23 protein-coding genes and 1 tRNA gene are annotated in these 25035 nt (G+C 45.9%); 19 read left to right on the top strand and 5 right to left on the bottom strand.

The window, feature by feature from the left end:
* The first annotated feature begins 5 nt into the window (after nucleotides 1-5).
* Both SEDOR53_RS0111410 and SEDOR53_RS0111405 read left to right on the top strand, forming a co-directional pair.
* A complete protein-coding gene (locus tag SEDOR53_RS0111410) occupies nucleotides 6-1217 on the top strand; it encodes a Gfo/Idh/MocA family protein (protein ID WP_026769841.1) in 1212 nt (403 codons plus the stop codon).
* Between the two features lie 34 nt (nucleotides 1218-1251).
* Nucleotides 1252-2220, top strand: a complete 969-nt coding sequence (locus tag SEDOR53_RS0111405; protein ID WP_232214765.1) for an FAD:protein FMN transferase — start codon at nucleotides 1252-1254, stop codon at nucleotides 2218-2220.
* Nucleotides 2221-2276: 56 nt separating this feature from the next.
* Here SEDOR53_RS0111405 and dnaK read toward each other — a convergent pair whose 3' ends face one another.
* A complete protein-coding gene (gene dnaK / locus SEDOR53_RS0111400) occupies nucleotides 2277-4193 on the bottom strand; it encodes a molecular chaperone DnaK (protein WP_026769839.1) in 1917 nt (638 codons plus the stop codon).
* 270 nt (nucleotides 4194-4463) lie between these two features.
* Here dnaK and SEDOR53_RS0111395 point away from each other — a divergent pair, with 270 nt between their 5' ends.
* Nucleotides 4464-6953, top strand: coding sequence for a DUF5686 and carboxypeptidase-like regulatory domain-containing protein (locus SEDOR53_RS0111395; RefSeq protein WP_198018899.1), 2490 nt, complete (start codon nucleotides 4464-4466; stop codon nucleotides 6951-6953).
* Between the two features lie 13 nt (nucleotides 6954-6966).
* Here SEDOR53_RS0111395 and SEDOR53_RS0111390 read toward each other — a convergent pair whose 3' ends face one another.
* Nucleotides 6967-7458 carry a GtrA family protein gene (locus tag SEDOR53_RS0111390; protein WP_037361121.1) on the bottom strand — a complete coding sequence of 164 codons (492 nt, stop codon included), beginning with the start codon at nucleotides 7456-7458 and terminating at the stop codon, nucleotides 6967-6969.
* A 59-nt stretch (nucleotides 7459-7517) separates the two neighbouring features.
* Here SEDOR53_RS0111390 and argS point away from each other — a divergent pair, with 59 nt between their 5' ends.
* Both argS and SEDOR53_RS0111380 read left to right on the top strand, forming a co-directional pair.
* The gene (gene argS, locus SEDOR53_RS0111385; RefSeq protein WP_026769836.1) at nucleotides 7518-9290 is read left to right on the top strand and encodes an arginine--tRNA ligase; all 1773 of its coding nucleotides are present in this window, start codon (nucleotides 7518-7520) and stop codon (nucleotides 9288-9290) included.
* A 42-nt stretch (nucleotides 9291-9332) separates the two neighbouring features.
* Nucleotides 9333-9416: transfer RNA gene (locus SEDOR53_RS0111380), tRNA-Leu, on the top strand.
* Between the two features lie 50 nt (nucleotides 9417-9466).
* Here SEDOR53_RS0111380 and SEDOR53_RS0111375 read toward each other — a convergent pair.
* Nucleotides 9467-10015, bottom strand: coding sequence for an ORF6N domain-containing protein (locus SEDOR53_RS0111375; protein WP_026769835.1), 549 nt, complete (start codon nucleotides 10013-10015; stop codon nucleotides 9467-9469).
* Nucleotides 10016-10166: 151 nt separating this feature from the next.
* Between SEDOR53_RS0111375 and SEDOR53_RS0111370 the strand changes: the two genes are divergently transcribed.
* Nucleotides 10167-11384 carry a DUF2130 domain-containing protein gene (locus SEDOR53_RS0111370; RefSeq protein ID WP_026769834.1) on the top strand — a complete coding sequence of 406 codons (1218 nt, stop codon included), beginning with the start codon at nucleotides 10167-10169 and terminating at the stop codon, nucleotides 11382-11384.
* On the top strand, nucleotides 11377-12483 hold the full coding sequence (locus SEDOR53_RS0111365; RefSeq protein WP_026769833.1) for a hypothetical protein: 1107 nt from the start codon (nucleotides 11377-11379) through the stop codon (nucleotides 12481-12483). Before SEDOR53_RS0111370 ends, SEDOR53_RS0111365 begins: the two co-directional genes overlap by 8 nt.
* Here SEDOR53_RS0111365 and SEDOR53_RS0111360 read toward each other — a convergent pair.
* On the bottom strand, nucleotides 12480-13106 hold the full coding sequence (locus SEDOR53_RS0111360; protein ID WP_026769832.1) for a 4'-phosphopantetheinyl transferase superfamily protein: 627 nt from the start codon (nucleotides 13104-13106) through the stop codon (nucleotides 12480-12482). The genes SEDOR53_RS0111365 and SEDOR53_RS0111360 overlap by 4 nt on opposite strands.
* 68 nt (nucleotides 13107-13174) lie before the next feature.
* Between SEDOR53_RS0111360 and dcd the strand changes: the two genes are divergently transcribed.
* Nucleotides 13175-13711, top strand: coding sequence for a dCTP deaminase (gene dcd / locus SEDOR53_RS0111355; protein WP_026769831.1), 537 nt, complete (start codon nucleotides 13175-13177; stop codon nucleotides 13709-13711).
* Here the strand turns inward: dcd and SEDOR53_RS0111350 are convergent.
* Complete coding sequence (locus SEDOR53_RS0111350) at nucleotides 13708-14826, bottom strand: DUF3810 domain-containing protein (RefSeq protein ID WP_051416607.1); 1119 nt, start codon at nucleotides 14824-14826, stop codon at nucleotides 13708-13710. The two genes, dcd and SEDOR53_RS0111350, sit on opposite strands and share 4 nt — an antisense overlap.
* A 124-nt stretch (nucleotides 14827-14950) precedes the next feature.
* On the opposite strand from SEDOR53_RS0111350, the gene SEDOR53_RS0111345 reads away from it, so the two are divergent.
* The 11 genes from SEDOR53_RS0111345 to smpB all read left to right on the top strand — a co-directional run bounded on the left by SEDOR53_RS0111345 (nucleotide 14951) and on the right by smpB (nucleotide 24988).
* On the top strand, nucleotides 14951-15496 hold the full coding sequence (locus tag SEDOR53_RS0111345; RefSeq protein ID WP_026769829.1) for a DUF177 domain-containing protein: 546 nt from the start codon (nucleotides 14951-14953) through the stop codon (nucleotides 15494-15496).
* Nucleotides 15497-15524: 28 nt separating this feature from the next.
* Nucleotides 15525-15719 carry a 50S ribosomal protein L32 gene (rpmF, locus tag SEDOR53_RS0111340; protein ID WP_026769828.1) on the top strand — a complete coding sequence of 65 codons (195 nt, stop codon included), beginning with the start codon at nucleotides 15525-15527 and terminating at the stop codon, nucleotides 15717-15719.
* A 35-nt stretch (nucleotides 15720-15754) separates the two neighbouring features.
* Nucleotides 15755-16696, top strand: coding sequence for a phosphate acyltransferase PlsX (gene plsX / locus SEDOR53_RS0111335; protein WP_026769827.1), 942 nt, complete (start codon nucleotides 15755-15757; stop codon nucleotides 16694-16696).
* Between the two features lie 113 nt (nucleotides 16697-16809).
* Nucleotides 16810-18165, top strand: a complete 1356-nt coding sequence (locus SEDOR53_RS0111330) for a pyridoxal-phosphate dependent enzyme (RefSeq protein WP_026769826.1) — start codon at nucleotides 16810-16812, stop codon at nucleotides 18163-18165.
* Between the two features lie 9 nt (nucleotides 18166-18174).
* Nucleotides 18175-19074, top strand: a complete 900-nt coding sequence (locus SEDOR53_RS0111325; protein ID WP_026769825.1) for a LysR substrate-binding domain-containing protein — start codon at nucleotides 18175-18177, stop codon at nucleotides 19072-19074.
* Nucleotides 19075-19133: 59 nt separating this feature from the next.
* On the top strand, nucleotides 19134-20294 hold the full coding sequence (locus SEDOR53_RS0111320; RefSeq protein WP_026769824.1) for a threonine synthase: 1161 nt from the start codon (nucleotides 19134-19136) through the stop codon (nucleotides 20292-20294).
* Nucleotides 20295-20355: 61 nt separating this feature from the next.
* Nucleotides 20356-21156, top strand: a complete 801-nt coding sequence (locus tag SEDOR53_RS0111315; RefSeq protein WP_026769823.1) for a helical backbone metal receptor — start codon at nucleotides 20356-20358, stop codon at nucleotides 21154-21156.
* A gap of 86 nt (nucleotides 21157-21242) precedes the next feature.
* A complete protein-coding gene (fbaA, locus tag SEDOR53_RS0111310) occupies nucleotides 21243-22310 on the top strand; it encodes a class II fructose-bisphosphate aldolase (protein WP_026769822.1) in 1068 nt (355 codons plus the stop codon).
* Between the two features lie 185 nt (nucleotides 22311-22495).
* Nucleotides 22496-23554, top strand: a complete 1059-nt coding sequence (locus SEDOR53_RS0111305; RefSeq protein ID WP_037361116.1) for a class I fructose-bisphosphate aldolase — start codon at nucleotides 22496-22498, stop codon at nucleotides 23552-23554.
* 47 nt (nucleotides 23555-23601) lie between these two features.
* Entirely contained in the window at nucleotides 23602-24519 is a 918-nt protein-coding gene (accD, locus tag SEDOR53_RS0111300; protein WP_084220416.1) for an acetyl-CoA carboxylase, carboxyltransferase subunit beta, read from the top strand.
* Nucleotides 24520-24547: 28 nt separating this feature from the next.
* Nucleotides 24548-24988, top strand: a complete 441-nt coding sequence (gene smpB / locus SEDOR53_RS0111295) for an SsrA-binding protein SmpB (RefSeq protein WP_037361111.1) — start codon at nucleotides 24548-24550, stop codon at nucleotides 24986-24988.
* The last annotated feature ends 47 nt before the right edge of the window (nucleotides 24989-25035 follow it).

The following is a 25035-nucleotide window of genomic DNA, read 5'->3' as shown; positions in this document are numbered from 1 at the left end:
TTGTTATGAGCCGAAGAAGTTTTATTAAAAAGACCACTGTACTTACCGGTGGTCTTTTGTTACACAACAGTATGATGAAAGCCTTTGCCCTGGATGCCGACCACCGCATCAACCTTGGTGTGATCGGTTGTGGAGACCGCGGTAAAGGCATCATGCAGATCCTGAAAGAACTGCCCACGAAATTCAATATCGTCGCCATTTGCGATGTGCTGGATTTCAGGTTGAAAGAAACCGAAAAGGTATTGCCCGCCGGATCTGTACAATCAGTGAAGCAGTACAAAGATCATCACCAGTTGCTCGATGATAAAAACGTTGAAGCTGTAATCATTGCGGTGCCTTTGAGCCTGCATTTCAACCTTGCCAAAGATGCATTGGAAGCAGGCAAGCAAGTGTACCTGGAAAAAACAATGACCTACAATATTCCCCAGGCAGCCAGCCTGATCAACATTGCAGGTAATTATCCAAAACAGGTATTACAGATAGGTCACCAATACCGCTACACACCGCTGTATTATAAGGTGAAGGAAATGATCGAGAAAGGCTATCTGGGTAAAGTTACGCAGATCGATTGTCGCTGGGACCGTAACTGGGATTGGCGCAGGCCCGTACCCGATCCTTCACTCGAAAGAAAGATCAACTGGCGCATGTATAAAGAGTTTTCAGGTGGATTGCCAGCTGAATTATTATCACACCAGATCGATTTTATCAATTGGGCATTCAATACCCACCCTACTACTATTGTGGGCACCGGCGGTATTGATTTTTACAAAGACGGAAGGGAAACCTACGACAATGTACAGGCTGTACTGCGCTATGGCAAAGAAGGTATGATCGGTAATTTCGGCGCTACCTGTGCCAATGCGAGGGAAGGTTATATTTTCAAACTGAAAGGAAACAAAGGCACCGTATCATTGCTGGTCAATGAAGGCGTGTTCTATCCCGAAGCGCAGACACGCAAAGAATTACAAACCGTAGACGGTGTAACAGGTGCTACCAAGATCACCTGGAACAAAGACGGCGGTATGCCCATTCTTACTGAACCAACCAAAGATGGTACGTATTATGCGATGGTTGATTTTCATAAGTCCATCGTGCAAAAGCAAAGTCCCGCTTCCAATGTAATGACCGGCGCCAGAACAGCGGTATGTGTGCACCTGGCCAATGAAGCCATCTACACCAATACCGTACAGCAATGGAAACCGGAATATAATTTCTAAGATGTATCGTCTGTTGCTTTTTTTAATGCTTTTAATGCAGGTCTCTTTTATTCAAAAGCCTGCGCTAAAAGCATTTCATTTGGAGGGATATGCACAGGGTACTACCTATCATATCACTTACTATCATACCCATGCTATCATTCGTCAAGTTGCTATCGACAGTATCCTCAATGGTATCGATAGTTCGCTTTCACTTTACAAACCTTATTCCCGCATCAACCGCTTCAACCGGTCGGCCGAGGGTATTACAACCGATCATTACCTGAAAACCGTTGTTGCGAAATCTCTTGATATCTATAAGGAAACAGACGGACTATTCGACGTTACCGTTCAGCCGCTTGTAGAAGCCTGGGGATTTGGTGTGAAGCATCCGGACAGCCTGCCCGATTCTGCACGCATCAGCACATTGTTGAAATGTGTAGGCACCGGCAAGCTATCACTCAAAAATAATTACCTGCACAAGAGCCTGCCCTGCGTGAAGATCGACCTCAACGGAATAGCCCAGGGTTATACTGCAGATGTGCTGGCCAATTACCTGAGATCGAAAGGCATTCAAAACTTCCTGGCAGAAATTGGCGGGGAACTGGTAGTCAGCGGCCGCAGGCAGCCAGGTAGTGAAAAAATGTCGGTAGGCATTGAAGCCCCGGGTAACGATCCGTATGAACAGGCTCCCTACCAAAGGATCGTTCATTTAACGCATGGAGCGCTCACTACCTCTGGTAACTACCGTAAGTTCTATGAAAGCGGCGCCAAGAAAATCAATCACCTCATTGATCCGCATACGGGTTATTCTTTTCAAACAGACCTGATCAGTGTTACCGTATGGGCCAAAGATGGCATCACAGCCGATGGTTATGATAATGCGCTGATGGGTATGGGGCTTAAAAAAGCCATGGAATTTGTAGAGCGTAAAAAAGATCTGGGTGCTTATTTTATTTACACCACACCCGATGGCGTTGTGCGCGATACCGCCACCCGTTCTTTCTATACATTACTCCAATAAAAAACTTTGCCCCGGGCTTAAGCCCGGGGCAAAGTTTTTATCATTTCAAAGAGACATTATTTCACTTCTTCAAACTGTGCATCTTCCACAGTGTCGTTGCCGCCAGCTTGAGAGTTTGAAGCACCAGCATTTGCTTGTGCACCTCCATCGGCTTGTGCACCACCTGCAGCCTGCTGCGCTTTGTAAATTTCTTCACTCGCTGCAGTCCATGCATTGTTCATCTCTGTCATAGCCGCATCTACAGCTTCTACATCCTGGCTCTTATGCGCTTCTTTCAGCTTGGTTAAAGCTGCTTCGATAGGTGCTTTCTTATCGGCCGGGATCTTATCACCAAACTCTTTGAATTGCTTCTCAGTTTGGAAGATCAGGCTGTCGGCCTGGTTCAGTTTTTCTACTTTTTCACGTGCCGATTTATCAGATGCTTCATTGGCTTTTGCTTCGGCTTTCATTTTCTCAATTTCTTCCTTGCTCAAACCGCTACCCGCTTCAATACGGATTTTCTGTTCTTTGCCAGTGCCTTTGTCTTTTGCACTTACATGCAACAGACCGTTGGCATCGATATCGAAAGTTACTTCGATCTGGGGCACACCCCTCGGAGCCGGTGGAATACCATCAAGGTTGAAGATACCCAGGCTCTTGTTCTGGTTGGCCATGGGGCGCTCTCCCTGCAATACGTGGATCTGTACGCCAGGCTGGTTATCGCTGGCGGTAGAGAATATTTCTGTTTTCTTGGTAGGGATGGTAGTATTAGAAGGAATCATCACCGTCATTACACTACCCATGGTTTCGATACCCAAACCAAGCGGCGTAACGTCGAGCAGCAATACATCTTTCACTTCACCTGTTAATACCGCACCCTGGATAGCAGCACCTACGGCTACTACTTCATCGGGGTTTACGCCTTTATTGGGTTTCTTACCAAAGAATTTTTCTACGATCTCCTGCACTTTAGGGATACGGGTAGAACCACCCACCAGGATCACTTCATCGATCTGTGAAGTGCTGTAGCCTGCATCTTTCAATGCCGCTTCACAAGGTTTCAGGCAGCGGGCAAACAGGTTGTCTGCCAGTTGCTCGAATTTGGCACGGCTCAGCTTCAGCACCAGGTGCTTGGGCACGCCGTCTACCGCTGTGATATAAGGCAGGTTAATCTCTGTTTCTGCAGAAGAGCTTAACTCGATCTTCGCTTTTTCAGCAGCTTCTTTCAAACGCTGCAGGGCCATCGGGTCTTTGCGCAGGTCGATGGCTTCCTGGCTTTTGAACTCATCAGCCAGCCAGTCCATGATCACTTTGTCGAAGTCGTCACCACCCAGGTGCGTATCACCATTGGTTGATTTCACTTCAAAAACGCCATCACCCAGTTCCAGGATGGAAATATCGAAAGTACCACCACCCAGGTCGAACACGGCGATCTTCTGATCGGCATGTTTTTTATCGAGGCCATAAGCCAGTGCAGCCGCTGTAGGTTCATTCACAATACGGCGTACATTCAGACCAGCGATCTCACCTGCTTCTTTGGTAGCCTGACGCTGTGCATCGTTAAAATAAGCCGGAACGGTGATCACCGCTTCGGTCACCTCCTGTCCGAGATAATCTTCCGCCGTTTTCTTCATTTTCTGAAGGATCATGGCAGAGATCTCCTGGGGAGTATACAAACGGTCTTCAATAGCCACGCGAACGGTATTATTGTCACCTTTTGCCACTTTATAACTCCAGTGACTGATTTCTTCGGTCACTTCGTCGTGCCGGCGCCCCATGAAACGCTTCACGCTGGTGATGGTATGCTGGGGGTTGGTAATGGCCTGGCGCTTGGCAGGATCCCCTACTTTACGCTCTCCATTCTTCAAAAATGCCACTACGGAAGGGGTAGTCCTACGCCCTTCGTCATTGGCTATCACTACGGGCTCGTTACCTTCCATAACGGCCACACAACTATTGGTTGTTCCAAGGTCAATTCCTATTATCTTACCCATGTCTTTATGAATTTCGGATTAATAATCGCTTTATTCTGGTCAATGACCATGCCATCAAGCTTAAAATGCAAAATTGTCAGCCAGATATGCAGGGTTTTGTCACATATGGTTTTTTCCGGAAAAAATCCTTAATTTGTTCTTAATTGCTAGTAGATCCTATATCCCGGTTGACCGAGATTAGATAACCCCCGTATACCCCCCGACGTGACGAAAATTGGCTTTTTCTACAAAGCAATGGCTTGCTTTTGTACCCTGCTAACCTGCACCATTTTGTGGTCCCAGGATCTGCATACACCCACGATCAGAGGGCGGGTAATGAACAATTTCACCAAAGAACCTGTTCCATTTGCCAGTATATTCTGGAAAAAAGCCGGTTTCGGGGTTGTTAGCGACAGCGCCGGCAATTTCACCATCAAACACAGCCCCTTTCACCCGGATACCCTTGCCGTTAGTTATGTGGGGTTCGATGAGCTTCACAAGATCATCAATGGCCACAGCAAAGACAGTTCGTTGTTGATATTGTCCTTACACCAACTGAAAACCGGCAGCTCGGTGGAAGTCAGGTCCAAGTTCAACAAAGGACTTCGCTGGTGGAAAAACATCGTTGCCCATAAAGCAAAGAACAACCCTTACCAGTACCAGAGCTATGCTTATGAACTCTATAATAAAATGGAGATCGACCTTAATAATGTAGATCGCCGTTATTTCGCCGACAAAAAACTACTCAAACCTTTCGCCTTTATACTGGATAATATCGATAGCATCACGGAGAAAAAACCATTCTTGCCCATTTACCTGACAGAAGCTTTATCCGACTACTATTACAGTACCGATCCGCATAAAATCCGGGAAGAGATCAAGGCTGCCAAGACAGATGGGATGAAAAACGAAAGTATGCTGCAGTTCGTAGGCGGCATGAACCAGAAGATCAATGTTTATTCCGATCAAACACATGCGCTGGGCAAAGAGTTCATTAGTCCACTCAGCACTGTGGGCGACAGGTATTATAACTACCGCGGCGCCGATACCCAGTACATCGGCGGCCAGCGTTATTTTCACCTCCTCTTTACCCCGAAACGCGATGGGGAAAATACGTTCAGTGGCGATTGCTGGATACACGGTAGCAACTGGGGTATCTATCGCATCAACCTGAACATTTCCGCTACTGCCAATATCAACTTTGTGAACAGGCTGAGTATTGTACAAGAGTTCAGTTTGCAGTCCGACAGCAACTGGATGTTCTCGAAAGACAAACTGGTGGTTGATTTCTCTCCCCTGGGCAAAGAGAAATTATCGTTCATCGCACGCAAAACAAGTATGTACCGTAATATCAGGGTTAATGATACAAGCATTCTTGCCAAACTGAACGCCAATGCACAGAAGGAAGAAGTGGTGGTGGCTGATAGTGCGCGGGATAAGGATACTGATTTCTGGAATGAGCAAAGGCATGAAGACCTCAGTTCCAATGAGCAGAAGATCTATAAGATGATGGACACTATCAAAACCATCCCCGCTTTTATTCACTATACCAACACGCTTACTTTCCTGCTCGATGGTCATAAAAAGCTTGGAGCTGTTGAGATCGGCCCCTGGTACAAATGGGTAAGCGGTAATCAACTGGAGCGTTTCAGGGTTCGCTTTGATCTCGGTACTACAGCGAAATTCAGCAAATATCTCCGGCTGCATGGTTATTTGGCCTATGGGTTCAAGGATAACCGTTTCAAAGGCAGGATGGACGTTACTTACCGTTTGCCGGGCAATCAGGGTATCAGCTTTTTCTCATCTTACACGCACGATCTGGATAATGGTCGTACGCGCTATAACGACGAAGACATCACCACCGATAATATTTTCAGCCAGTTGATCCGTCGTCCGAACATCCGCCAGAAATTCCTGGGTGTGGAAGAAGCCAAACTGGCCATCACCAAGGAATGGCGTAATAAACTTTCCGCGCAGCCTTTCTTCACTTTTACCAATTACGAGACTTTTAGTCCTTTGCCTGAGAAAAGATTATTACTGAGCCGCCCTGCGCAGGTAAGTATTGCAAATGCCGAATTGGGATTAAAACTCCGTTATGCCCCGGGAGAAAAAACCATTGTCCGTCACAGAAAGGAATTGAAATTGAAAAGCGATCTGCCCGTTCTGGAACTGCGCGGTGCCGTGGGTATTGCAGGTTTCCTGGGGTCGGACTATCAATACCGCCGTGTAGGAGTAAACATCAGTCAAACCACCCGCATCCCGCGCTGGGGTAAGATCAATTACATGGTGTATGGCGGAAAAGTATTTTCCGATGAACCACTACCCTTTATGTTGCTGGAGGTGCACCCGGGAAATGAAATTTATTATTATAACAAACAATCTTTTAACCTGATGAACAGGTTTGAATACATCAGTGATGAATTTGCAGGCGCTACTCTTGAACACAACCTGGAGAAAAAGTTTTTGAACCTGCTGCCTTTTATGCGAAAAAGCAACATGCGGCAATTCTGGAATGTTAAAACAGTATGGGGTAATCTCTCTACGGCCAACCAACGGCTTAATATTCATGATTTCTATTACGAATATCGTATGCGTTCACTCAGGGGTGGTTTCTATACAGAGCTTGGGACCGGTCTGGAAAATATCTTCAAACTATTGCGTATCGATTTTGTATGGCGGTATGCTCCGCTGCGCAATATTCCTGCAGGGGCCAACCCGCTCCTTTACAAATCAAATACCAATGACTTCGGTGTCTTTGGCAGTGTACGATTACAATTCTGATAAAACGATCGTGTCAGGCTGTCTTGAAAGTAAAATGTTTCTGGGAAACATAACTGAAAGCTACCACGAAGAGCGTAGTGATCAATTTAGATGGCGTAGGATACCAGTGAAGCACATCCACAAATAATTTCAGGAAGCCATAGTTCAGGAAAAGGCAACCCAGCACCACCATAAAGTATTTGCCCAATTGTTCGCGTTTAGCAACCGATGTTGCCTGAAACACTACATACCTGCTGAGGTAAAAACCGATGGGAAATGTTATACAGAACCCGATCAGAAAAGCGGCAATATGTGCCCCGATGGTAAGGAAACCAACATGAACCGGCTGTTTTTGCAGGATATAATTGTAAGAAATAAAGAACAGGGTAATATCTAAACAGGTATTGAAACCACCGCAAGCTGCATAACGGAAAGTTTGCAGTGGCATCATCTTTTGAAACAACGGGTAGAACAGGTCCACCGTGTCGAGGATCAGTTTACGGATATGTTGGTGCAACTTTCGCATCAATGGCGGCGAAGGTAGGGCTTAATTGGTTACTTTTGCAACCCGAAATTGTTAAGCCCATGAACGTTGTTTTAAAGGTTAAGGTAGCCTCGGCAAAAGCACTAAAAGAATTGTACAATATTGATTTACAGCCTCATGACGTTCTGGTCAATGCCACCAAACCCGAGTTCGAAGGCGATTATACGGTGGTACTTTTCAGCTTTATAAAACTGTTAAAAAAAGCGCCGGATATCCTGGGCCAGGAATTGGGTAGCCATCTGATCAACCGGCATCCTGATCTTTTCAGCGGTTTCAACATCATTAAAGGCTTCCTCAACCTGACGATAGCCGATGGATACTGGCTGCAGTTCATCCAGTCAAATGCAGCCAACCTTTCCTTTGGTGCCAGCGCCCCCACCGGAAGTAAAGTAATGGTGGAATATTCCTCTCCGAATACCAATAAACCCCTTCATCTCGGGCACTTGCGTAACAATTTCCTGGGATGGAGTGTAGCAGAAATTCTTAAAACTACCGGTCATGATATTGTAAAGACCTGTGTAGTGAACGACAGGGGCATTCATATCTGTAAGAGCATGATCGCCTGGCAGTATTTCGGCAACGGCGATACCCCTCAAAGTACGAGCATCAAAGGAGATCATTTTGTGGGAGATTATTATGTGAAGTTCAACGATGCATACAAAAAGCAGGTAAAGGAACTCGTAGATAGCGGCATGACGGAAGAGCTGGCTGAAAAAGAAGCCCCCATTATGAAAGCCACGCAGCAAATGCTGCTCGACTGGGAAGCCGGCAAACCTGAAGTGATGGAGCTCTGGCGCAGGATGAACAGCTGGGTATATGAAGGATTCGACGTTACTTATCAAAGGATCGGCAGCAATTTTGACAAGGTTTACTATGAGAGCAATACCTACCTGCTGGGTAAAGACCTGGTGGAAGAAGGCTTGTCCAAAGGTGTTTTTGTAAAGAAAGAAGATAACAGTGTGTGGATCGACCTCACCAACGATGGACTGGATGAAAAGCTGGTGCAACGGAAAGACGGCACTTCAGTATACATCACGCAGGACATAGGGCTTGCTGAACAGAAACAGAAAGAGTTTAATGTAGACCAAAGTATTTATGTGGTAGGTGATGAACAGAATTATCATTTCAAGGTATTGAAGCTGATCTGCCAGAAACTGAATCTCCCATCGGCTGATGGCATTTATCACCTGAGCTATGGCATGGTGGAATTGCCTTCAGGTAAGATGAAAAGCCGCGAAGGGACCGTAGTGGATGCAGACGACCTCGTGGATGAAATGGTGAACATAGCCCGGCAGAAAACAGAAGAGCTGGGAAAAGTAAAAGATTTTTCTACTGCCGAACTTGCCGAACTCTATGACACGATTGGTTTGGGTGCATTAAAATTTTTCCTGTTACGGGTGGATCCCCGAAAAAAAATGATCTTCAATCCCGAAGAGAGCATCGATTTCCATGGGTTTACCGGGCCTTTCATTCAATATACACATGCCCGCATCAAAAGCGTGTTACGTAAATCCATGCCAGAAAGTGGCAATATCGGCAATAGCCTCCTGCCACTGGAGAAAGCCCTGACCATAGAATTGGAGCAATTCCCTTCCGTATTGCAGGAAGCGGCAAGCGAGCATGATCCGTCTAAAGTGGCCATCTATATTTTTAATCTGGCTAAGACTTTCAGCTCATTCTATACAGAACATTCCATTAGCAATGCCGAAACGGCTGATAAAAAAGAGCTGCGCTTACAACTGGCCCAGCTTACGGCAGGTGTTATTAAAAAAGGGATGGCCGTACTGGGAATAAAAGTACCTGAACGGATGTAATTTTTAGACTGTTTTCCTTTACTTTTGCAGTCCTCAATACTTGCGGAGGTGGCGAAATTGGTAGACGCACTACTTTGAGGTGGTAGCGGGGTAACAGCCGTGGGAGTTCGAATCTCCTCTTCCGCACTCTACAGTTCAAAAGGAGTTATTAGAAAATAACTCCTTTTTTATACCCTTTATTGCGGCTTAAACCCGATTGGCATTCGTGGCTTGGGCCTCATTTTTTCTTCCATGATCTCTTTAATCAGTTCAAAAATGGTTTCGATTTCACCGTCATGCATTTTTACATCATGACCAATGTTGGATATTTTTTTATCCAACTGTTCTATTTTCAATAAAATGCCCTGGTTGGCTAACAAAGCTTCTCGTAATCGAACGAAAATGTCAATGATCTTTATACTGACTGCTACTGCCCTACTACTCTTTAAAACATTAGCAAGCATCAATACCTCATGTTCGGTAAATGCATGAGGCAATGAGCCCCCCAACAGTTGTTTTGAAGGTATCGCATTTTGCGACACCATGTTTTCTACCTCCTGATCAGTCAATTGGAACATGAAATTTTGGGGAAACCTTTCCCGGTTTCGCTTTACCTGTTCATTCAACCTTCTTGTTTCAACACCGTAAATCTCCGCTAAATCCCTGTCCAACATTATTTTCTGGCCTCTGGCCAGGTATATCTTGCTGATAACATGGCTTTCACTTACTATTATTTCATTATCCATTCTTAAGTATTATTATACAGGATACAACTTAAAATAAAACCCGTCTATTCCAATCAGGTATAAGTACCTGATTAAATATGGTTTATCTCGCTTTTATTCAGGTCGGGTTTTTTATTCCGCTCCTTAGACTTAATTTGTAAAAAAATAGCAGATGGCTTCATTCATAATAAATTGTCCCAATTGCCACCACCAGTTCGAACCGGGCGATTCCATCCGGGAAGAAGTGGAAAAAGAATTACGGGGCAAAGTGATCGAGTGGCAGAAGAAGAAAGACGAAGAATTCAGGCAGAAAGAGCAGGAGGCAGCCCGGCAACTGGAAACGGAAAAAAAACGCCTGCGGGATGAATTGCAGGACAGCTTGCGCAAGACCATCACTGCCGATTTCGAGAACCAGTTGAAAATCCTGCAGTTGGCAGATGCCGATAAAGAAGAAAAATTGAAGGAGGCAAGAAAAAAAGAATTGGATTTCCTGCAAAAAGAACAAGCATTGAAAGCAAAAGAAGAAGAGTTAGAACTTTCTGTTCAACGCAGGTTACTGGAAGCCAGGGAACAATTGAAAGAGCAACTGGTGAAAGAAGAAGCGGAAAAAATGAATCTCAAAGAGCAGGAATACCAACTGCAAGTAAAAGAGTTAGAAAAAAAACTGGAAGACCAGAAAAAGCTGGCCGAAGAAATGCGCCGCAAATCGGAACAAGGCAGCATGCAATTACAGGGCGAAGTACAGGAACTGATGCTGGAAGAACTGCTGGAAGCCGCCTTCCCTTTCGATAAAGTGGAAGAAGTGGGTAAAGGCGTTCGCGGGGCCGATTGTATCCAGACTGTACGCAACCAATTTGGCAACGAATGCGGCCGCATTATTTATGAAAGCAAACGCACCAAGGATTTTGCGAACGAATGGATAGAGAAACTGAAGGCAGATATGCGCAGCCAGGGAGCCGATGTTGCGGTGATCGTTACCCAGGCCTTACCAAAAGATATGGACCGGTTCGGAGAAAAAGACGGTGTTTATATCTGCACGTTTGCAGAAGTGAGAAGTGTTGCTTTGCTGCTGCGCAATGCCATCCTCCGGATTGCCGATGCGAAAAAAAGCCAGGATAACAAAGGCGATAAAATGGTGATGCTCTACGATTACCTCACGAGCGGAGAATTCGGCGAACAATGGAAAGCCATCCGCGAAGGTTTTATGAGCATCCGGCAGGGCATCCAGAAAGAACGCGACGCCATGGAAAAACTGTGGAAGGCCCGCGAAAAACAACTGGAGAAAGTGTTGCTCAACGCCGCACATATTCAGGGCTCTGTAGAAGGTATTGCCGGATCGGATGTAGACCTGAACCTGTTGGACGACAACGATTCTTTATTGCTTGAATAGTTTTTTCGACCATATTTCTTTGGCCGACCAGATGAGCAGGCCTTCACAGAAAAAACCCATTTTTCCTGTGGATGATGCATTGCGCAAATACCTGGTCAAATACGGACGGGAAGTGAACCTGCCGGTAACTTATCGCGACCTACAACGGTTTACCTATACTGTTCCGCTGAAAGACAAAAAAGGCAATGATACTTCCTGGGAAAAAGTATCGTATGATATGCGCGAATGGGAATTTCTGCGCGAGAGCCTGGTACGCATTTATGCCATCCTCAAAACCGAGGGCGACATGAGCTTTAGCAAGCACCTGGATGTAGCCAGGATCGATTTTTGTTATTTTGGTAATAGTCAGCCTTTTCGCATACGCATCGTTAATAAATTCAACGACAACTACGATCATTATTATATCAAGCAGGCCGATGCAAGCAGGGTATACGGACTGGAACTGGAGCATCTCCTCTCCCCTAACCGCATGACCTATTTCACCAACAATGCTACACTCATTGAAGAACATATACCAGGCATTCCCGGTGATATTTTCATCAACGAATACCTCAATAATTCCAACACTAATCTCATCAGGCTGGCGAAAGAATTTGTGAAATTCAATGAGCGTTGTTTCGTGCAATTATTGGGCGATATGCGTTCCTATAATTTTGTGGTAAACATCACGCCTGATATTGAAGATGTGCAATACCGCATCAGGGCTATTGATTTCGATCAGCAGTCTTATGAAGGCCGTAAAAACCTGTACCTGCCGCAGTTCTTCAAAGACAACAGACCCTTTGTAGATATCGTGCAGAAGCACCTCGATCAGTCCTCCATTGCACAATACCAGACCGAAGAGCGTACGATGATGACTTTCAGGCTGGTTTCGGCGCGCTATCGCATGAAAGAGTTGTTGGATATCATGAGCGGAGACCAGATATCCAAACCGGAAAAACTGGAACAGTTGAAACGGGAACTGGGAGCGCATTTTCAAAATCCGGCTTATTTCTCCAAGTCAAAAACCATGGGTCAATTGGTTAAGCGACAGTTAAAGCAAACATTGCAAAAGAACCTGTTGCTGGTTCCCAAGATGAAGAACAGGCAGGATGATTAGGAATACACCCATACCAGACTCAAGTCAGTACGCAGCTGGTAATGCAATGGCAGGTCCTTTCTGAAATCATCTTTCTCAAAATGTCCGTCAAAGAGGCCTTGGTGTTTCAATTCAAAACTTTTTGTGCGCATCACTTCACTGAAATCCACATCTCCTCGTCCCCACCATTTGAACATGGCTTCTTTTGCACTCCATAAAAGCGTTAATAACGCAACCTGTTTGTTCAAAGGGTAACTGTTTACAAATGCCAGCTCTTCGGAATGCAGGAACTTGTGTTTGATCTTGTCTACCCGCGGCGTGATCATTTCAATATCAATACCCACCCTGTAGCGGCTGCTTACAATGGCTGCCGCATAATCACCACAATGCGAAATAGAAAAGTGGTATTGCTCGTAGGGCAGAAAGGGTTTACGCGTGTCGGCTATTTCAATTTCTTCGTGGGGAAAGTCATGGAACAAATAAGGCAGCAGGTAGCGGCCGGCCAGGTGTTGTAATCTTTTATGCGGATGCGTGATACTACGCTGCAACGGTACTTTAGCAAGGAAAAAAGATTCGGGCTCTTCAATTTTCCAGACACCCAGCCGGGTGGTTTCGTTGATATCTTGTTGATAAAACAGCGGCACGCTTGAATGAATTGACTTTAGATTGCAGATTTAAGATTTATTTGCATTTCAACCATAAAAAACAGAGCATGATCCTGACAGATAAGCGCATTTTAGAGGAAATGGAGAAAGGCACCATCAAAATTGAGCCCTACCGGCGTGAAGACCTGGGCAGCAATAGTTATGATGTGCACCTGGGTAAATGGCTGGCGCGCTATGTAGACGAGGTACTGGATGCAAAAAAACACAACCGCATCGAATATTTTGAAATACCCGAAGAGGGGTTTGTATTGGAGCCGCATCATTTCTATTTAGGTGTAACCGAAGAGTATACTGAAACCCATGCACATGTGCCTTTTCTGGAAGGTAAATCTTCTACCGGCCGCCTGGGCATTGACATTCACGCAACTGCCGGTAAGGGCGATGTGGGCTTTTGCGGCAACTGGACCCTCGAAATTTCCTGCAAACAACCGGTGCGCGTGTACAAGGGCATGCCCATTGGTCAGCTGATCTATTTCCCCGTAGAAGGAGAAATTGAAGTGAAATACAACCAGAAAAGCAATGCCAAATACAGCGGCCAGCCGAATAAGCCGGTGGAAAGTATGATGTGGAAGAATAAATTCTAGCTGCCTGCACCTTTCTTTCGGTACGCCAATATCCACCCGATCACTTCATCATAACTCTTCATGCCCTTTTCCTGGCTATTCATTTTCAGGTATTGGTCATAGAGACTGTTCATGGCTGGTGAAATGCGGTTGCTGCGTTTACGGAAAAAATCCCTGATCTCACGCCTGTCTTTTTTCACCAGTGTATCCAACTGGTTGCGATTGCGCTGAATGGCCGCTTCAAAACCTTGGGCATCTTTATCCAGTGCATATTGCGCCAATTGCTCTCCCTGGGCATAAGAAAACAAATCAAGGTAAACGGAATAGCGGAAATAAGGATTGGCGGAGCTCGCGGCAGCCAGGAAACCTACAAAATTGGCTTCACTTTCACTGGCATAACCCAATTGGTGCGCCATTTCGTGACAAGCCACATAAGGTAGCAGAATACGGGGCACGTCTGTACGCAATTGTGCCTCCCCGCTAAAAGGGTTATAATAGCCCGTGAAACTTATATAATCGGCAACCGGCGTATACAGGCTGGCCTTGACCGATCGCTGGTGATAATCTAAAAAAGGATATGCATCGGCCACCCGCAGGTACGCATGGTAGGCATCACGGTAAATGGAATCGATCGAGGGAGCAGGCAATACTTTGTCTAGCCGACGACGGTAAGCATTGGCCGAATCAATCAGGTCGCTGGTCAGTTGGTTTAATAGCTGCTGCGAATACGGCACTTTTTCCAGCTTCAGTTGGTAGGCAATACCGAGGCGGTTATAGTTGAGTCCCCATAGCAGTTTGAACACAATATAAACACCCAGCAAAAAATGAATGAGGCCTAACAGGCCATGCTTTATAAACTCTTTCGAAACCCCTTCCCTTTTCAACCTCACCAGCCACAGAACCAGCCTGACAAATAACCAGCAAGCCATCAGCAGGTAGCCCACATCCCCAATACTGAAAGGTATCCACTTGGTCAGCAGCCGTAAGGTAGAGCCGATGGCCGGATAAATGCCCTGGCTGTACCAACGCTCAACGAACCGCGGGAAAAAAGAAACCACCAGCAAGCCCAGCGCCAACAGCAGGCGCAGGATGGTTGCGGGAAACAGGGAACGTGTTATCTTTGTACCGGGTTTCATATATGCAAATATGTTATTTTATAACTAATTCAGGGTTGTGAACAAATGAATACCCAGGAAAAGCCAATTTGCTTTGGCATTTCCACCATTTAGCGTTACCTTTGCAAGCCCTTAAAAAAAGGTTATGAGTCATCGGCGGGAATATGAGATAGCGTTCGTGGGTCTGAAGCCGGGGATTCATGTATACGAATATAGGGTGGATGATAAGTTCTTTGCACCGTATGGCAAGCAGGATTTCAGCAACTGCGATGCCAATATCAAATTGAGCCTGGACAAAAAAAACGGGTTCATGCAATTGCGGTTTGATATTGACGGTACCGTGGAAGCTACCTGTGACCGCTGCGGCAATCCTTTGCACTTGCAGTTATGGGATGAGTTTAACATCATTGTCAAAATGGTGGATGAACCCGATACCATGAATGAGCAGGAAGACGATCCTGATGTATATTATATCAGCCGGGGTGAAAGTCACCTGTACCTGTCGGACTGGATCTACGAATTCATCAACCTGAGCATCCCGCTGCAAAAAATATGTGGAGAGGATGAAAAGGGTAAATCTAAATGCAATCCGGAAGTGCTGGAGAAGCTGAAGCAGATGGAAGAAGGAACAAAGAAGGATGACAAGAATACGGTGTGGAAGGGACTGGATCAATTTAAAAACCTGGAATAAACTTTTTTGATACTATAAATTTCGAGATATGCCGAATCCTAAACGCAGACATTCACAGCAGCGCAGCGCTAAAAGAAGAACGCACTATGTTGCACAGGAAGTGACGTTAAGCAAAGACACCACTACAGGTGAAGCCCATGTGCGCCATCGTGCACACGTAAGCGAAGGAAAATTGTTCTATAAAGGAAAACTGGTAGCTGAAAAAGCTCCCCTGAAAGCGTAACCTTTTAGTTCAAATTATATCCTTAGCTTGCTGGCATGAATATAGGCTTAGACATGATGGGCGGAGATTTCGCACCGCTGGAAGCAGTAAAAGGCTTGCAGCTATACCTGTCTGGCCATCGCTCTGCCACAAGTTTATATTGCATCGGTGATGAAACCGTTGTTCAGCCTTTACTGGCAGAACAGCAGGTTACATCACCCGATTTGCATTTGATACATGCCCCCGAAGTCATCGGGTATCACGAGCACCCTACCAAGGCCCTCAAAGAAAAACAACGTTCTTCCATCGCCATCGGCTTTCATTTACTAGCCACGGGTAAGATCGACGCCTTCATCAGCGCTGGTAATACGGGCGCCATGCTTGTGGGCGCCATGTACAGCATCAAGCCCATCGATGGTGTTCAAAGACCTACCATTTCCACCATTGTTCCCAAACTGGATGGCAGCACCGGTTTGTTACTCGATGTAGGATTGAATGCTGATTGCAAGCCAGAACTGTTGAACCAGTTTGCAGTATTGGGTAGTCTGTATGCCCAACACATCCTCAATATCGCAGATCCAAAAGTAGGTTTGATGAATGTGGGAGAAGAAGAAGGCAAAGGCAACCTGCTGGCACAATCTGCCTATCCCCTGCTCAAAGAAAACACATTGATCCATTTCACCGGCAACATTGAAGGCCGCGACATTTTCACCGGCAAAGCCGATGTAATGGTTTGCGATGGTTTTACCGGTAACATCATCCTCAAAATGGCCGAATCCATTTACGATATCGCCCACGAACGTAAACTGGACCAGGACGAATATTTCAGCCGTTTTCATTATGAAAACTACGGCGGCACTCCCGTACTGGGCGTGACAAAGCCTGTGATCATCGGCCACGGCATCAGCAATGCCAAAGCTTTCAAGAACATGATCACCCTTGCAGAGAAAATGATCCAGAGTGATCTCTGCGGAAAGATGCTTGAATCATTCAAGTAATGCCTGATTTGATTTGCAGTGCAGGTTTCAAAATGTACACATCAAATCAGACACGACTACATCAGACATCAGCCATTTCCTTCTATCTTTGCACAAACAACCGTTAGTCTATCATGTGGCTGAACAATATACTGGAGACCATTGGCAATACACCGCTCATTAAACTCAACAAGATTACCAAAGACCTGCCTGCTACAGTGGTAGCCAAAGTGGATTATTTCAATCCAGGCAACTCCATCAAAGACCGCATGGCGTTGAAAATGGTGGAAGTAGCAGAACAGGAAGGTAAACTGAAGCCCGGCGGTACCATCATAGAAGGGACCAGTGGTAACACGGGTATGGGATTGGCACTGGCCGCCTGTGTGAAAGGATATAAATGCATTTTTGTTACCACCGATAAGCAATCAAAAGAAAAGGCCGATATCCTCAAAGCCGTTGGCGCGGAAGTGATTGTTTGTCCCACTAACGTGTTACCCGACGACCCCAAAAGTTATTACAGTGTGGCCAAACGCCTAGCCAGGGAAATTCCCAATTCCATGTACATGAACCAGTACGATAACCTGGCGAACCGGCTGGCGCATTACGAAAGCACAGGACCCGAAATATGGGAGCAGACAGAAGGCAAGATCACGCACCTGGTTTGCACGGCTGGCACAGGAGGTACCATTACAGGAACAGCTATGTATCTCAAAGAAAAGAATCCCAACATCAAGGTGTGGGCCATTGATGTGTATGGTTCTTTGCTCACTAAATATTTCAGGACCGGTGAGATTGACATGAACGAAGTGCATCCTTATATCTCTGAAGGTTTCGGTGAAGATTTTGTTCCACAGAACTATGATATGCGTGTGATCGATCATTTTGAACAGGTGACCGATAAAGATGGGGCGGTGATGGCACGCAGGATTGCCAAAGAAGAAGGATTGTTCTGCGGATACAGTGCCGGCAGTTGCTTGCAGGGATTGATGCAGTTAAAAGATTCTTTGAAAGCAGGCGATGTAGTGGTTTGCATCTTCCACGATCATGGTAGCCGCTATGTGGGCAAAATTTATAACGATCAATGGATGATGGAACGCGGTTTCCTGGATGTAAAAACATTCAAAGACATCGTGAACGGCCGCGCCAATCAGAAACTGGTTACTGTAACGCCCGGACATATCGTATCTGAAGCCGTTGAACTGATGAAGAAACACGATATTGAGCAGATACCGGTAATGCAGGATAATGAACTGGTGGGTTCATTGAGTGAAAGCGGACTTTTCCAGAAAATATTCAGTAATCCTGAAATCAAAAACGCCAAAGTATCCAGTGTGATCGAGCATGCCTACCCCGTGGTTGATTTTGTAACTCCCGTTGAAAAAATCGGCAACCTGATCAACAAAGAAAACGGTGCAGTGCTGGCAAAAGACGAAAAAGGCGAATACCATATCGTTACCAAGTACGATGTGATCCAGAGCCTGGCGAAATAAGTTAATACCATGATTTCCACCCGGCACGAAGTATTCTACGAAGTGGCTCGACAGAAGAGCTTCTCCAAAGCGAGCCAGGTGTTGTATATCTCACAGCCAGCCATCAGCAAGCATATCCGGTCGCTCGAGGAATATTATCATACCAAATTATTCGAACGCAAAGGCATTGCCATTGAACTAACACGCGCAGGCAAACTGTTGTTCGATAAACTCGGTGAAGTAAAAGCGATCCAGGAGCAAACGGAGTTTGAAATCTCTACCATCAACGATGTTTTACAAGCCAAAGGCGATCTCAAGCTGGGTGCAAGCACCACGGTGGCTTTGTACATCCTTCCCAAAGTATTGTCGGCCTTCAATCAGCATTACCCAAAGATCAACATCAGCCTGTTGAACCGCAACTCCGAAATTGTCATGGATGCTTTACTCAATAAAGACATCGACCTCGGCTGCATCGAAGGCCGTTCAAAGCTTTCCAGCGTCAGCTACCAGCCCTTCATGACCGATAAAGTGGTGGCGGTATGCAGCAGGAAAAGTCCGCTTGCCAAAAAGAAATCCTATGCTGTCAAAGACATTCTCCAGATGCCATTGGCCATCCGTGAAAGAGGCAGCGGCACACTGGCGGCGCTGAAATATTCACTTGAAAAGTACCGGATTAAATTAAGCGATCTGCAGATTAAAGTCAGACTGGGCGGCACTGAAGCGCTAAAAAATTTTTTGATTGAATCCGATTCACTCGGCTTCCTGCCGTTGCGTTCTGTAACCAAGGAATTGAAATACAGTGAACTGGTAGAAGTACATTTCGAAAATCTTCGGGTGGAAAGGGACTTCTATTTTATTCAGCGAAAAGGAGAAAGCAGCGAACTACATACGCAATTCATCAAGTTGGCAAAACAAATATATAACCTGTAGTTATGGGTCATAACATTTATGTATTGATCAGGTTATAAACCTTCCGCTAATTTTACTGCGTGGAAACAGCAGTATCATCTTATTCTTTGGCAACCGATCTTTATTGCCCGGCCTGTGGCAAGCAATATGATGCAGATAGTATTCAAACTTATGCTACTTGTTGCAACCAACCCCTGGTAACCCGTTATGCCATTTCCCCTTTGTCCAAAAGCATGCTCAACAACAGACCGTTGAATATGTGGCGTTACCATGAGTTGCTGCCTGTACATCAAAAGCAGCATATCGTGAGTTTGGGTGAAGGATGGACGCCGGTTTTCCCATTGCCATCTCTTGCTGCAAGATTGGGCATTAAAAAAATTTTGTTGAAAGACGAGAGCTTCAACCCAACCGGCTCATTCAAGGCCAGGGGTATCAGCGCCGCTATTTCCAAAGCCAAAGAATTGGGTATCACACACTGTGTAATGCCTACGGCCGGTAATGCAGGCGGTGCCCTGAGCTCGTATGCGGCTAAAGCGCAGATCAATGCCACGGTGATCATGCCCAGGCATACACCGGAAACATTGAAAGAAGAGTGCCGGCTTTATGGCGCCTCTCTTTTGCTGGTAGACGGACTCATCGATGCCTGTGGCAGAAAAGCCAAAGAGATTTGCGCAACAACCGGCGCTTTCGATATGTCGACTTTAAAAGAGCCTTATCGACTGGAAGGCAAGAAAACACTGGGCTATGAAATAGCCGAGCAGCTGAAATGGCGCTTACCCGATGTGATCGTATATCCTACCGGTGGCGGCACCGGGTTGATTGGTATGTGGAAAGCATTCAAAGAAATGAAAGAACTTGGATGGATTAACGGCAAGCTACCACGTATGATAGTGGTGCAGTCGGACCATTGCGCCCCCATGGTACAATTATTTGAAACAGGCCACCTGCCTGCTCATTTTTCACCGGAGCCCACCATCGCTTATGGCCTGGCGGTTCCTCATCCATTTGCAAAAGATATGATACAGGAAATTATCCGCGAAAGCAGTGGCACTGCCATTGCAATCAGCGAAGAAGCTATTACATTGGCCACACGGGAACTGGCAACAGAAGAAGGCAGACTACTCTCTCCCGAGGGCAGCGCTGCTTATGCAGGATTGAAAAAACTGATCGAGAAAGATTATATACGCGAAGATGAAACGGTGCTGTTTTTCAATACGGGATCGTGGTATAAGTATAGATAAAGCGATGTATATTAGTTGTTAGTTGGGAAAGTATTAATCCCAACTAACAACTAACATCTCCATGATCTCGTTTTGTGACCAAATAGGCAGAAGCATTGAATTAAAAGAGCCTCCCAGGCGTATTATTTCATTGGTGCCTTCACAAACAGAGTTATTATTCAACCTGGGATTGGACGAAGAAGTAGTGGGCATCACGAAATTTTGTGTTCATCCGCAGCAATGGTTTAAGAGCAAAACAAGGATCGGCGGCACCAAGTCTGTTAAGCCGGCATTGATAAAAGAATTGCGGCCCGACCTGATCATTGCCAATAAAGAAGAGAATACCAAAGAACAGGTGGATGCTCTCCGCGATCTGGCGCCTGTTTATACCAGTAATGTCAGTACGCTCGATGGCGCACTCATTATGATACGGCAGATAGGAATCATCACGGGTAAAGAACCTGCAGCTGAAAAAATCATTCATATTATTCGGGAAGGTTTCGCCGATTTATCCCCTACCTCTGGTCATCAAAAAACTCGCACTGCCTACCTCATTTGGCGCAACCCCTATATGAGTGTTGGCGGAGATACATTTATCCATGATATGCTCACTCGTTGTGGGTTTCAAAATGTGTTTGCCGGTCAAACCCGTTACCCGGAAACCAGCATTGAGGAGTTGGCATCTAAAAACACAACATTGATCCTCTTATCCAGTGAACCTTATCCTTTCCGCAAACAGCATATTGCTGAAATCCGGCAATCATTGCCACAGGCATCCATCGAGTTGGTAGACGGCGAAATGTTCAGTTGGTATGGCAGCCGCCTGCAGCAGACTCCTGCTTATTTCACCAGCCTCTTGCAAAAGCTGGCCCATCATTCCTGAAAGCTAACAACCATTTGTCCTAAGTAGCTTATCTTGCCGAAATTATAAGCAATTTGAGCATTCACCGTAAATCAAAAAACTTTAGCATGAAAAAGTACAAAGCCGGGGTCTTATTTGGAGAAGAACTGGAAGCCTTATACAACGACGCAAAAGACAATCATTTCGCCCTGCCGGCAGTGAATACCATTGGAACCAATACCATCAACGCTACCCTTGAAACTGCTGCAAAAGTAAATTCACCTGTTATCATACAATTTTCCAATGGCGGTGCACAGTTCATCGCAGGAAAAGGAATGCCCAACGATCACCTCCAGGGCAATATTGCGGGAGGCGTATCCGGCGCATTGCACATTCACAATGTAGCCAAATACTATGGCGTACCGGTGATACTGCATACCGACCATGCTGCAAAGAAATGGTTGCCATGGGTAAGCGGACTCATTGATGCCGGTGAGCAGTTTTACAAAGAGAAAAAGCAACCTTTGTTCAGCTCCCACATGCTGGACCTTTCTGAAGAGCCCATCGAAGAGAACATTCATACCTCTGTTGAATTTTACAAACGCATGGCCCCACTGGGTATGAGCATCGAGATTGAACTGGGTGTTACCGGTGGTGAAGAAGACGGTGTTGACAACAGCGGAGTGGAAAACGATAAACTCTATACACAACCACAGCATGTCGCTTATGCTTATACAGAATTGAGCAAAGTGGGCAAACTGTTCACCGTGGCTGCTGCCTTCGGCAATGTGCATGGTGTTTATAGTCCGGGTAATGTGGAACTCCGCCCTGAGATCCTGAAAAACAGCCAGGACCATATTGAAAAAGAACTCAAAACCGGCAAGAAGCCTGTTTATTTTGTATTCCATGGTGGTAGCGGCTCTCCCCAGCACCAGATCAGGGAAGCCATCGGTTATGGTGCCATCAAAATGAACATCGATACCGATCTCCAGTGGTCATTCTGGGAAGGTGTTCAACAATTTTATAAGAAGAATGAAGCTTACCTGCAAGGTCAGTTAGGTAATCCTGAAGGATCTGATAAGCCCAACAAAAAATATTACGATCCTCGTGTGTGGTTGCGTAAGGCCGAAGAGACTTTCTCTAAACGTCTTGAAGTGGCTTTTGAAGATCTTAATTGTATCAACAGGAACGCGTAACAAATAGTAAACGTCATCCTGAGCGAGCGGAGCGAGTCGAAGGATCTGCTGCATATTCGTGCAGATCCCTCGGCTACGCTCGGGATGACGTTCTCTACTCGCTCAGGATGATGTTTCATTTATAAGTCAACCATTTTCCCTACTTTTATTTAACTAACGACTGTTAACTTATTAAAAGTAGTATCATGTCCAATCAAAAAATCGTCGACCTCCTGGGCGATAAAGCCGCTTACCTGCTCGATCACCAATGCACTACCATTGACCAATCGAGCCTTCACCTTCCTTCACCCGATCACATAGAAAAGATCTGGATCAACAGTAACCGCAATAACACCACCCTGCGTAATTTCCAAACACTGCTCGATCATGGCCGGCTCGGCGGAACAGGCTATTGCAGTATTTTCCCGGTAGACCAGGGCGTGGAACACAGCGGCGGGTCGGCCTTCGCTCCCAACCCTATTTATTTCGATCCTGAGAATATTGTGAAGCTGGCGATCGAAGGCGGTTGCAACGGCGTGGCTTCTACTTATGGTGTATTGGGTTTGATGAGTCGCAAGTACGCACACCGGATACCGTTTATTGTGAAGATCAACCACAACGAATTCCTGAGTTATCCCAACCGTTATGACCAGACCATGTTCGGTACCATCCGCAGTGCCTGGAATATGGGAGCCATTGCCGTAGGTGCTACTATTTACTGGGGAAGCGCCGAGAGTGCAAGACAACTGAAAGAAGTAGCGGAAGCATTTGAAATGGCGCACGAGCTGGGTATGGTTACTATTCTCTGGTGCTATACACGCAACAATGCCTTTAAAGTAGATGGTGTAGATTACCATACTTCGGCCGATCTTACCGGTCAGGCCAACCACCTGGGTGTAACACTGCAGGCCGATATCATCAAACAAAAATTGCCCACCAATAATGGCGGTTACCTCGCCACCAAGCATGGCAAAACGAGTCCGCTCGTGTATACAAAACTTACTACCGACCATCCCATCGATCTCTGCCGTTACCAGTTACTGAACTGTTACAGTGGCCGTGTGGGGCTGATCAACTCCGGTGGCGAAAGCAAGGGCGCCAGTGACCTCTCGGAAGCCGTATACACCGCAGTCATCAACAAAAGGGCCGGTGGTATGGGTCTGATCCTGGGGCGTAAAGCTTTCCAGCGCCCGATGTCGGAAGGTATTGAAATGCTTCAAACCATCCAGGACGTCTACCTCGATAGAACCGTTACAATTGCCTGATATACCAATTATTGTCTATCTTCGACGCCCAACTTGAATTGTCCGATATGAAAAAAGAGCGTGAAGAAGATTTTGAAGTCAATCTGACCGGAGAAGAGATGCAAGGTGAAGAAGCCAAGCCCAGGTGGTTTAAGCGTATACGCAAGGGTATTTTGACTTCTACGGCTGATAAAAAGGAAACGCCTGAAGGGCTTTGGAGCAAATGCCCTGAATGTAATTATATCTGTACTACCACAGAACTCAAAGAAGCGCTGTATGTTTGTCCGAAATGCAATTACCATCACCGCATAGGCAGTGAGGAATATTTCGACATCCTGTTCGATAATAAATCGTACACCGTGATGTACGATAACATATTCAGCGTTGATGCATTGCATTTTACCGATCTGAAACCTTACCAGAAAAGGTTAGATGATATCCATTCCAAGACCAACCTGAAGGACTCCATGCGCGTGGCAACGGGCACTGTCAATGGTGAAGGACTGGTAGTTGCCTGCATGGATTTTGAATTCATCGGCGGGTCATTGGGTAGTGTGATGGGAGAAAAGTTCAGTCGTGCCGTTGATTATTGCATTGAACACAAATTACCTTACCTGGTAATCAGTAAGAGCGGCGGCGCCCGTATGATGGAGAGCGCATTCAGCCTGATGCAACTTGCCAAAACCAGTGGTAAGCTTTCTCAACTGAGCGATGCAGGACTTCCCTATATCTCCCTGCTCACCGATCCTACTTTTGGTGGCATTTCTGCCAGCTTTGGTATGCTGGGCGACCTCAATATCGCCGAACCTGGTGCCCTGATTGGGTTTGCGGGGCCACGCGTGATCAAAGAAACCATCAAGAAAGATCTTCCCGAAGGTTTCCAGCGCAGCGAATTTTTACTGGAACATGGTTTCCTGGATTTTATTATTGACCGGAAAGTGCTCAAAAACAGGTTGGCCGAAGTGATCACCCTGTTCCGCAATTGATTATCCTTTCATTGAACAGCAGAGGCCCATGGCGAAGGAAATGAATAACAGGCAGGCCTATTTCAATTACTACATAGAAGATAAATATGTTGCAGGCATTGCCTTGCTCGGTACCGAAGTTAAATCGATCAGGGATGGCAAAGTAAGTTTCAACGATGCCTTTTGTTTGTTCGATGATGGGGAGTTGTGGGTGCGCGGACTTTATATCGCCGAATATTCACACGGCACTACCAATAATCATATTGCCGTGCACGACCGCAAATTATTACTCACGAAAAGAGAATTGAAAAAGATGGAAGCCACGCTGAAAGACAAAGGCGTTACCATCGTTCCCCTGCGCGTATTCCTCAATGATAAAAACCTGGTGAAAGTGGAGATCGGCCTGGCAAAAGGTAAGAAACTGCACGACAAGCGCGAGACCATCAAGAACAGGGATGCCGATAGAGAGATCAAAAGGCACTTGAAATAATGAAAACAAAAACCGCTTCAGTTTTTAATTGAAGCGGCTTGATATAA

The organism is Asinibacterium sp. OR53 (assembly GCF_000515315.1).
In the GTDB taxonomy this organism is placed as follows: Bacteria; Bacteroidota; Bacteroidia; order Chitinophagales; family Chitinophagaceae; genus Sediminibacterium.
This window is presented reverse-complemented; position numbering and strand designations above follow the sequence as displayed.

What these genes read in the sequence shown, in the direction of transcription:
- SEDOR53_RS0111410 (WP_026769841.1), top strand. Translation starts at nt 6, where the DNA reads ATGAGCCGAAGAAGTTTTATTAAAAAGACCACTGTACTTACCGGTGGT.
- SEDOR53_RS0111405 (WP_232214765.1), top strand. Translation starts at nt 1,252, where the DNA reads ATGCAGGTCTCTTTTATTCAAAAGCCTGCGCTAAAAGCATTTCATTTG.
- dnaK (WP_026769839.1), bottom strand. Translation starts at nt 4,193, where the DNA reads ATGGGTAAGATAATAGGAATTGACCTTGGAACAACCAATAGTTGTGTG.
- SEDOR53_RS0111390 (WP_037361121.1), bottom strand. Translation starts at nt 7,458, where the DNA reads ATGCGAAAGTTGCACCAACATATCCGTAAACTGATCCTCGACACGGTG.
- argS (WP_026769836.1), top strand. Translation starts at nt 7,518, where the DNA reads ATGAACGTTGTTTTAAAGGTTAAGGTAGCCTCGGCAAAAGCACTAAAA.
- SEDOR53_RS0111375 (WP_026769835.1), bottom strand. Translation starts at nt 10,015, where the DNA reads ATGGATAATGAAATAATAGTAAGTGAAAGCCATGTTATCAGCAAGATA.
- SEDOR53_RS0111370 (WP_026769834.1), top strand. Translation starts at nt 10,167, where the DNA reads ATGGCTTCATTCATAATAAATTGTCCCAATTGCCACCACCAGTTCGAA.
- dcd (WP_026769831.1), top strand. Translation starts at nt 13,175, where the DNA reads ATGATCCTGACAGATAAGCGCATTTTAGAGGAAATGGAGAAAGGCACC.
- SEDOR53_RS0111350 (WP_051416607.1), bottom strand. Translation starts at nt 14,826, where the DNA reads ATGAAACCCGGTACAAAGATAACACGTTCCCTGTTTCCCGCAACCATC.
- SEDOR53_RS0111345 (WP_026769829.1), top strand. Translation starts at nt 14,951, where the DNA reads ATGAGTCATCGGCGGGAATATGAGATAGCGTTCGTGGGTCTGAAGCCG.
- rpmF (WP_026769828.1), top strand. Translation starts at nt 15,525, where the DNA reads ATGCCGAATCCTAAACGCAGACATTCACAGCAGCGCAGCGCTAAAAGA.
- plsX (WP_026769827.1), top strand. Translation starts at nt 15,755, where the DNA reads ATGAATATAGGCTTAGACATGATGGGCGGAGATTTCGCACCGCTGGAA.
- SEDOR53_RS0111330 (WP_026769826.1), top strand. Translation starts at nt 16,810, where the DNA reads ATGTGGCTGAACAATATACTGGAGACCATTGGCAATACACCGCTCATT.
- SEDOR53_RS0111325 (WP_026769825.1), top strand. Translation starts at nt 18,175, where the DNA reads ATGATTTCCACCCGGCACGAAGTATTCTACGAAGTGGCTCGACAGAAG.
- SEDOR53_RS0111315 (WP_026769823.1), top strand. Translation starts at nt 20,356, where the DNA reads ATGATCTCGTTTTGTGACCAAATAGGCAGAAGCATTGAATTAAAAGAG.
- fbaA (WP_026769822.1), top strand. Translation starts at nt 21,243, where the DNA reads ATGAAAAAGTACAAAGCCGGGGTCTTATTTGGAGAAGAACTGGAAGCC.
- SEDOR53_RS0111305 (WP_037361116.1), top strand. Translation starts at nt 22,496, where the DNA reads ATGTCCAATCAAAAAATCGTCGACCTCCTGGGCGATAAAGCCGCTTAC.
- accD (WP_084220416.1), top strand. Translation starts at nt 23,602, where the DNA reads ATGAAAAAAGAGCGTGAAGAAGATTTTGAAGTCAATCTGACCGGAGAA.
- smpB (WP_037361111.1), top strand. Translation starts at nt 24,548, where the DNA reads ATGGCGAAGGAAATGAATAACAGGCAGGCCTATTTCAATTACTACATA.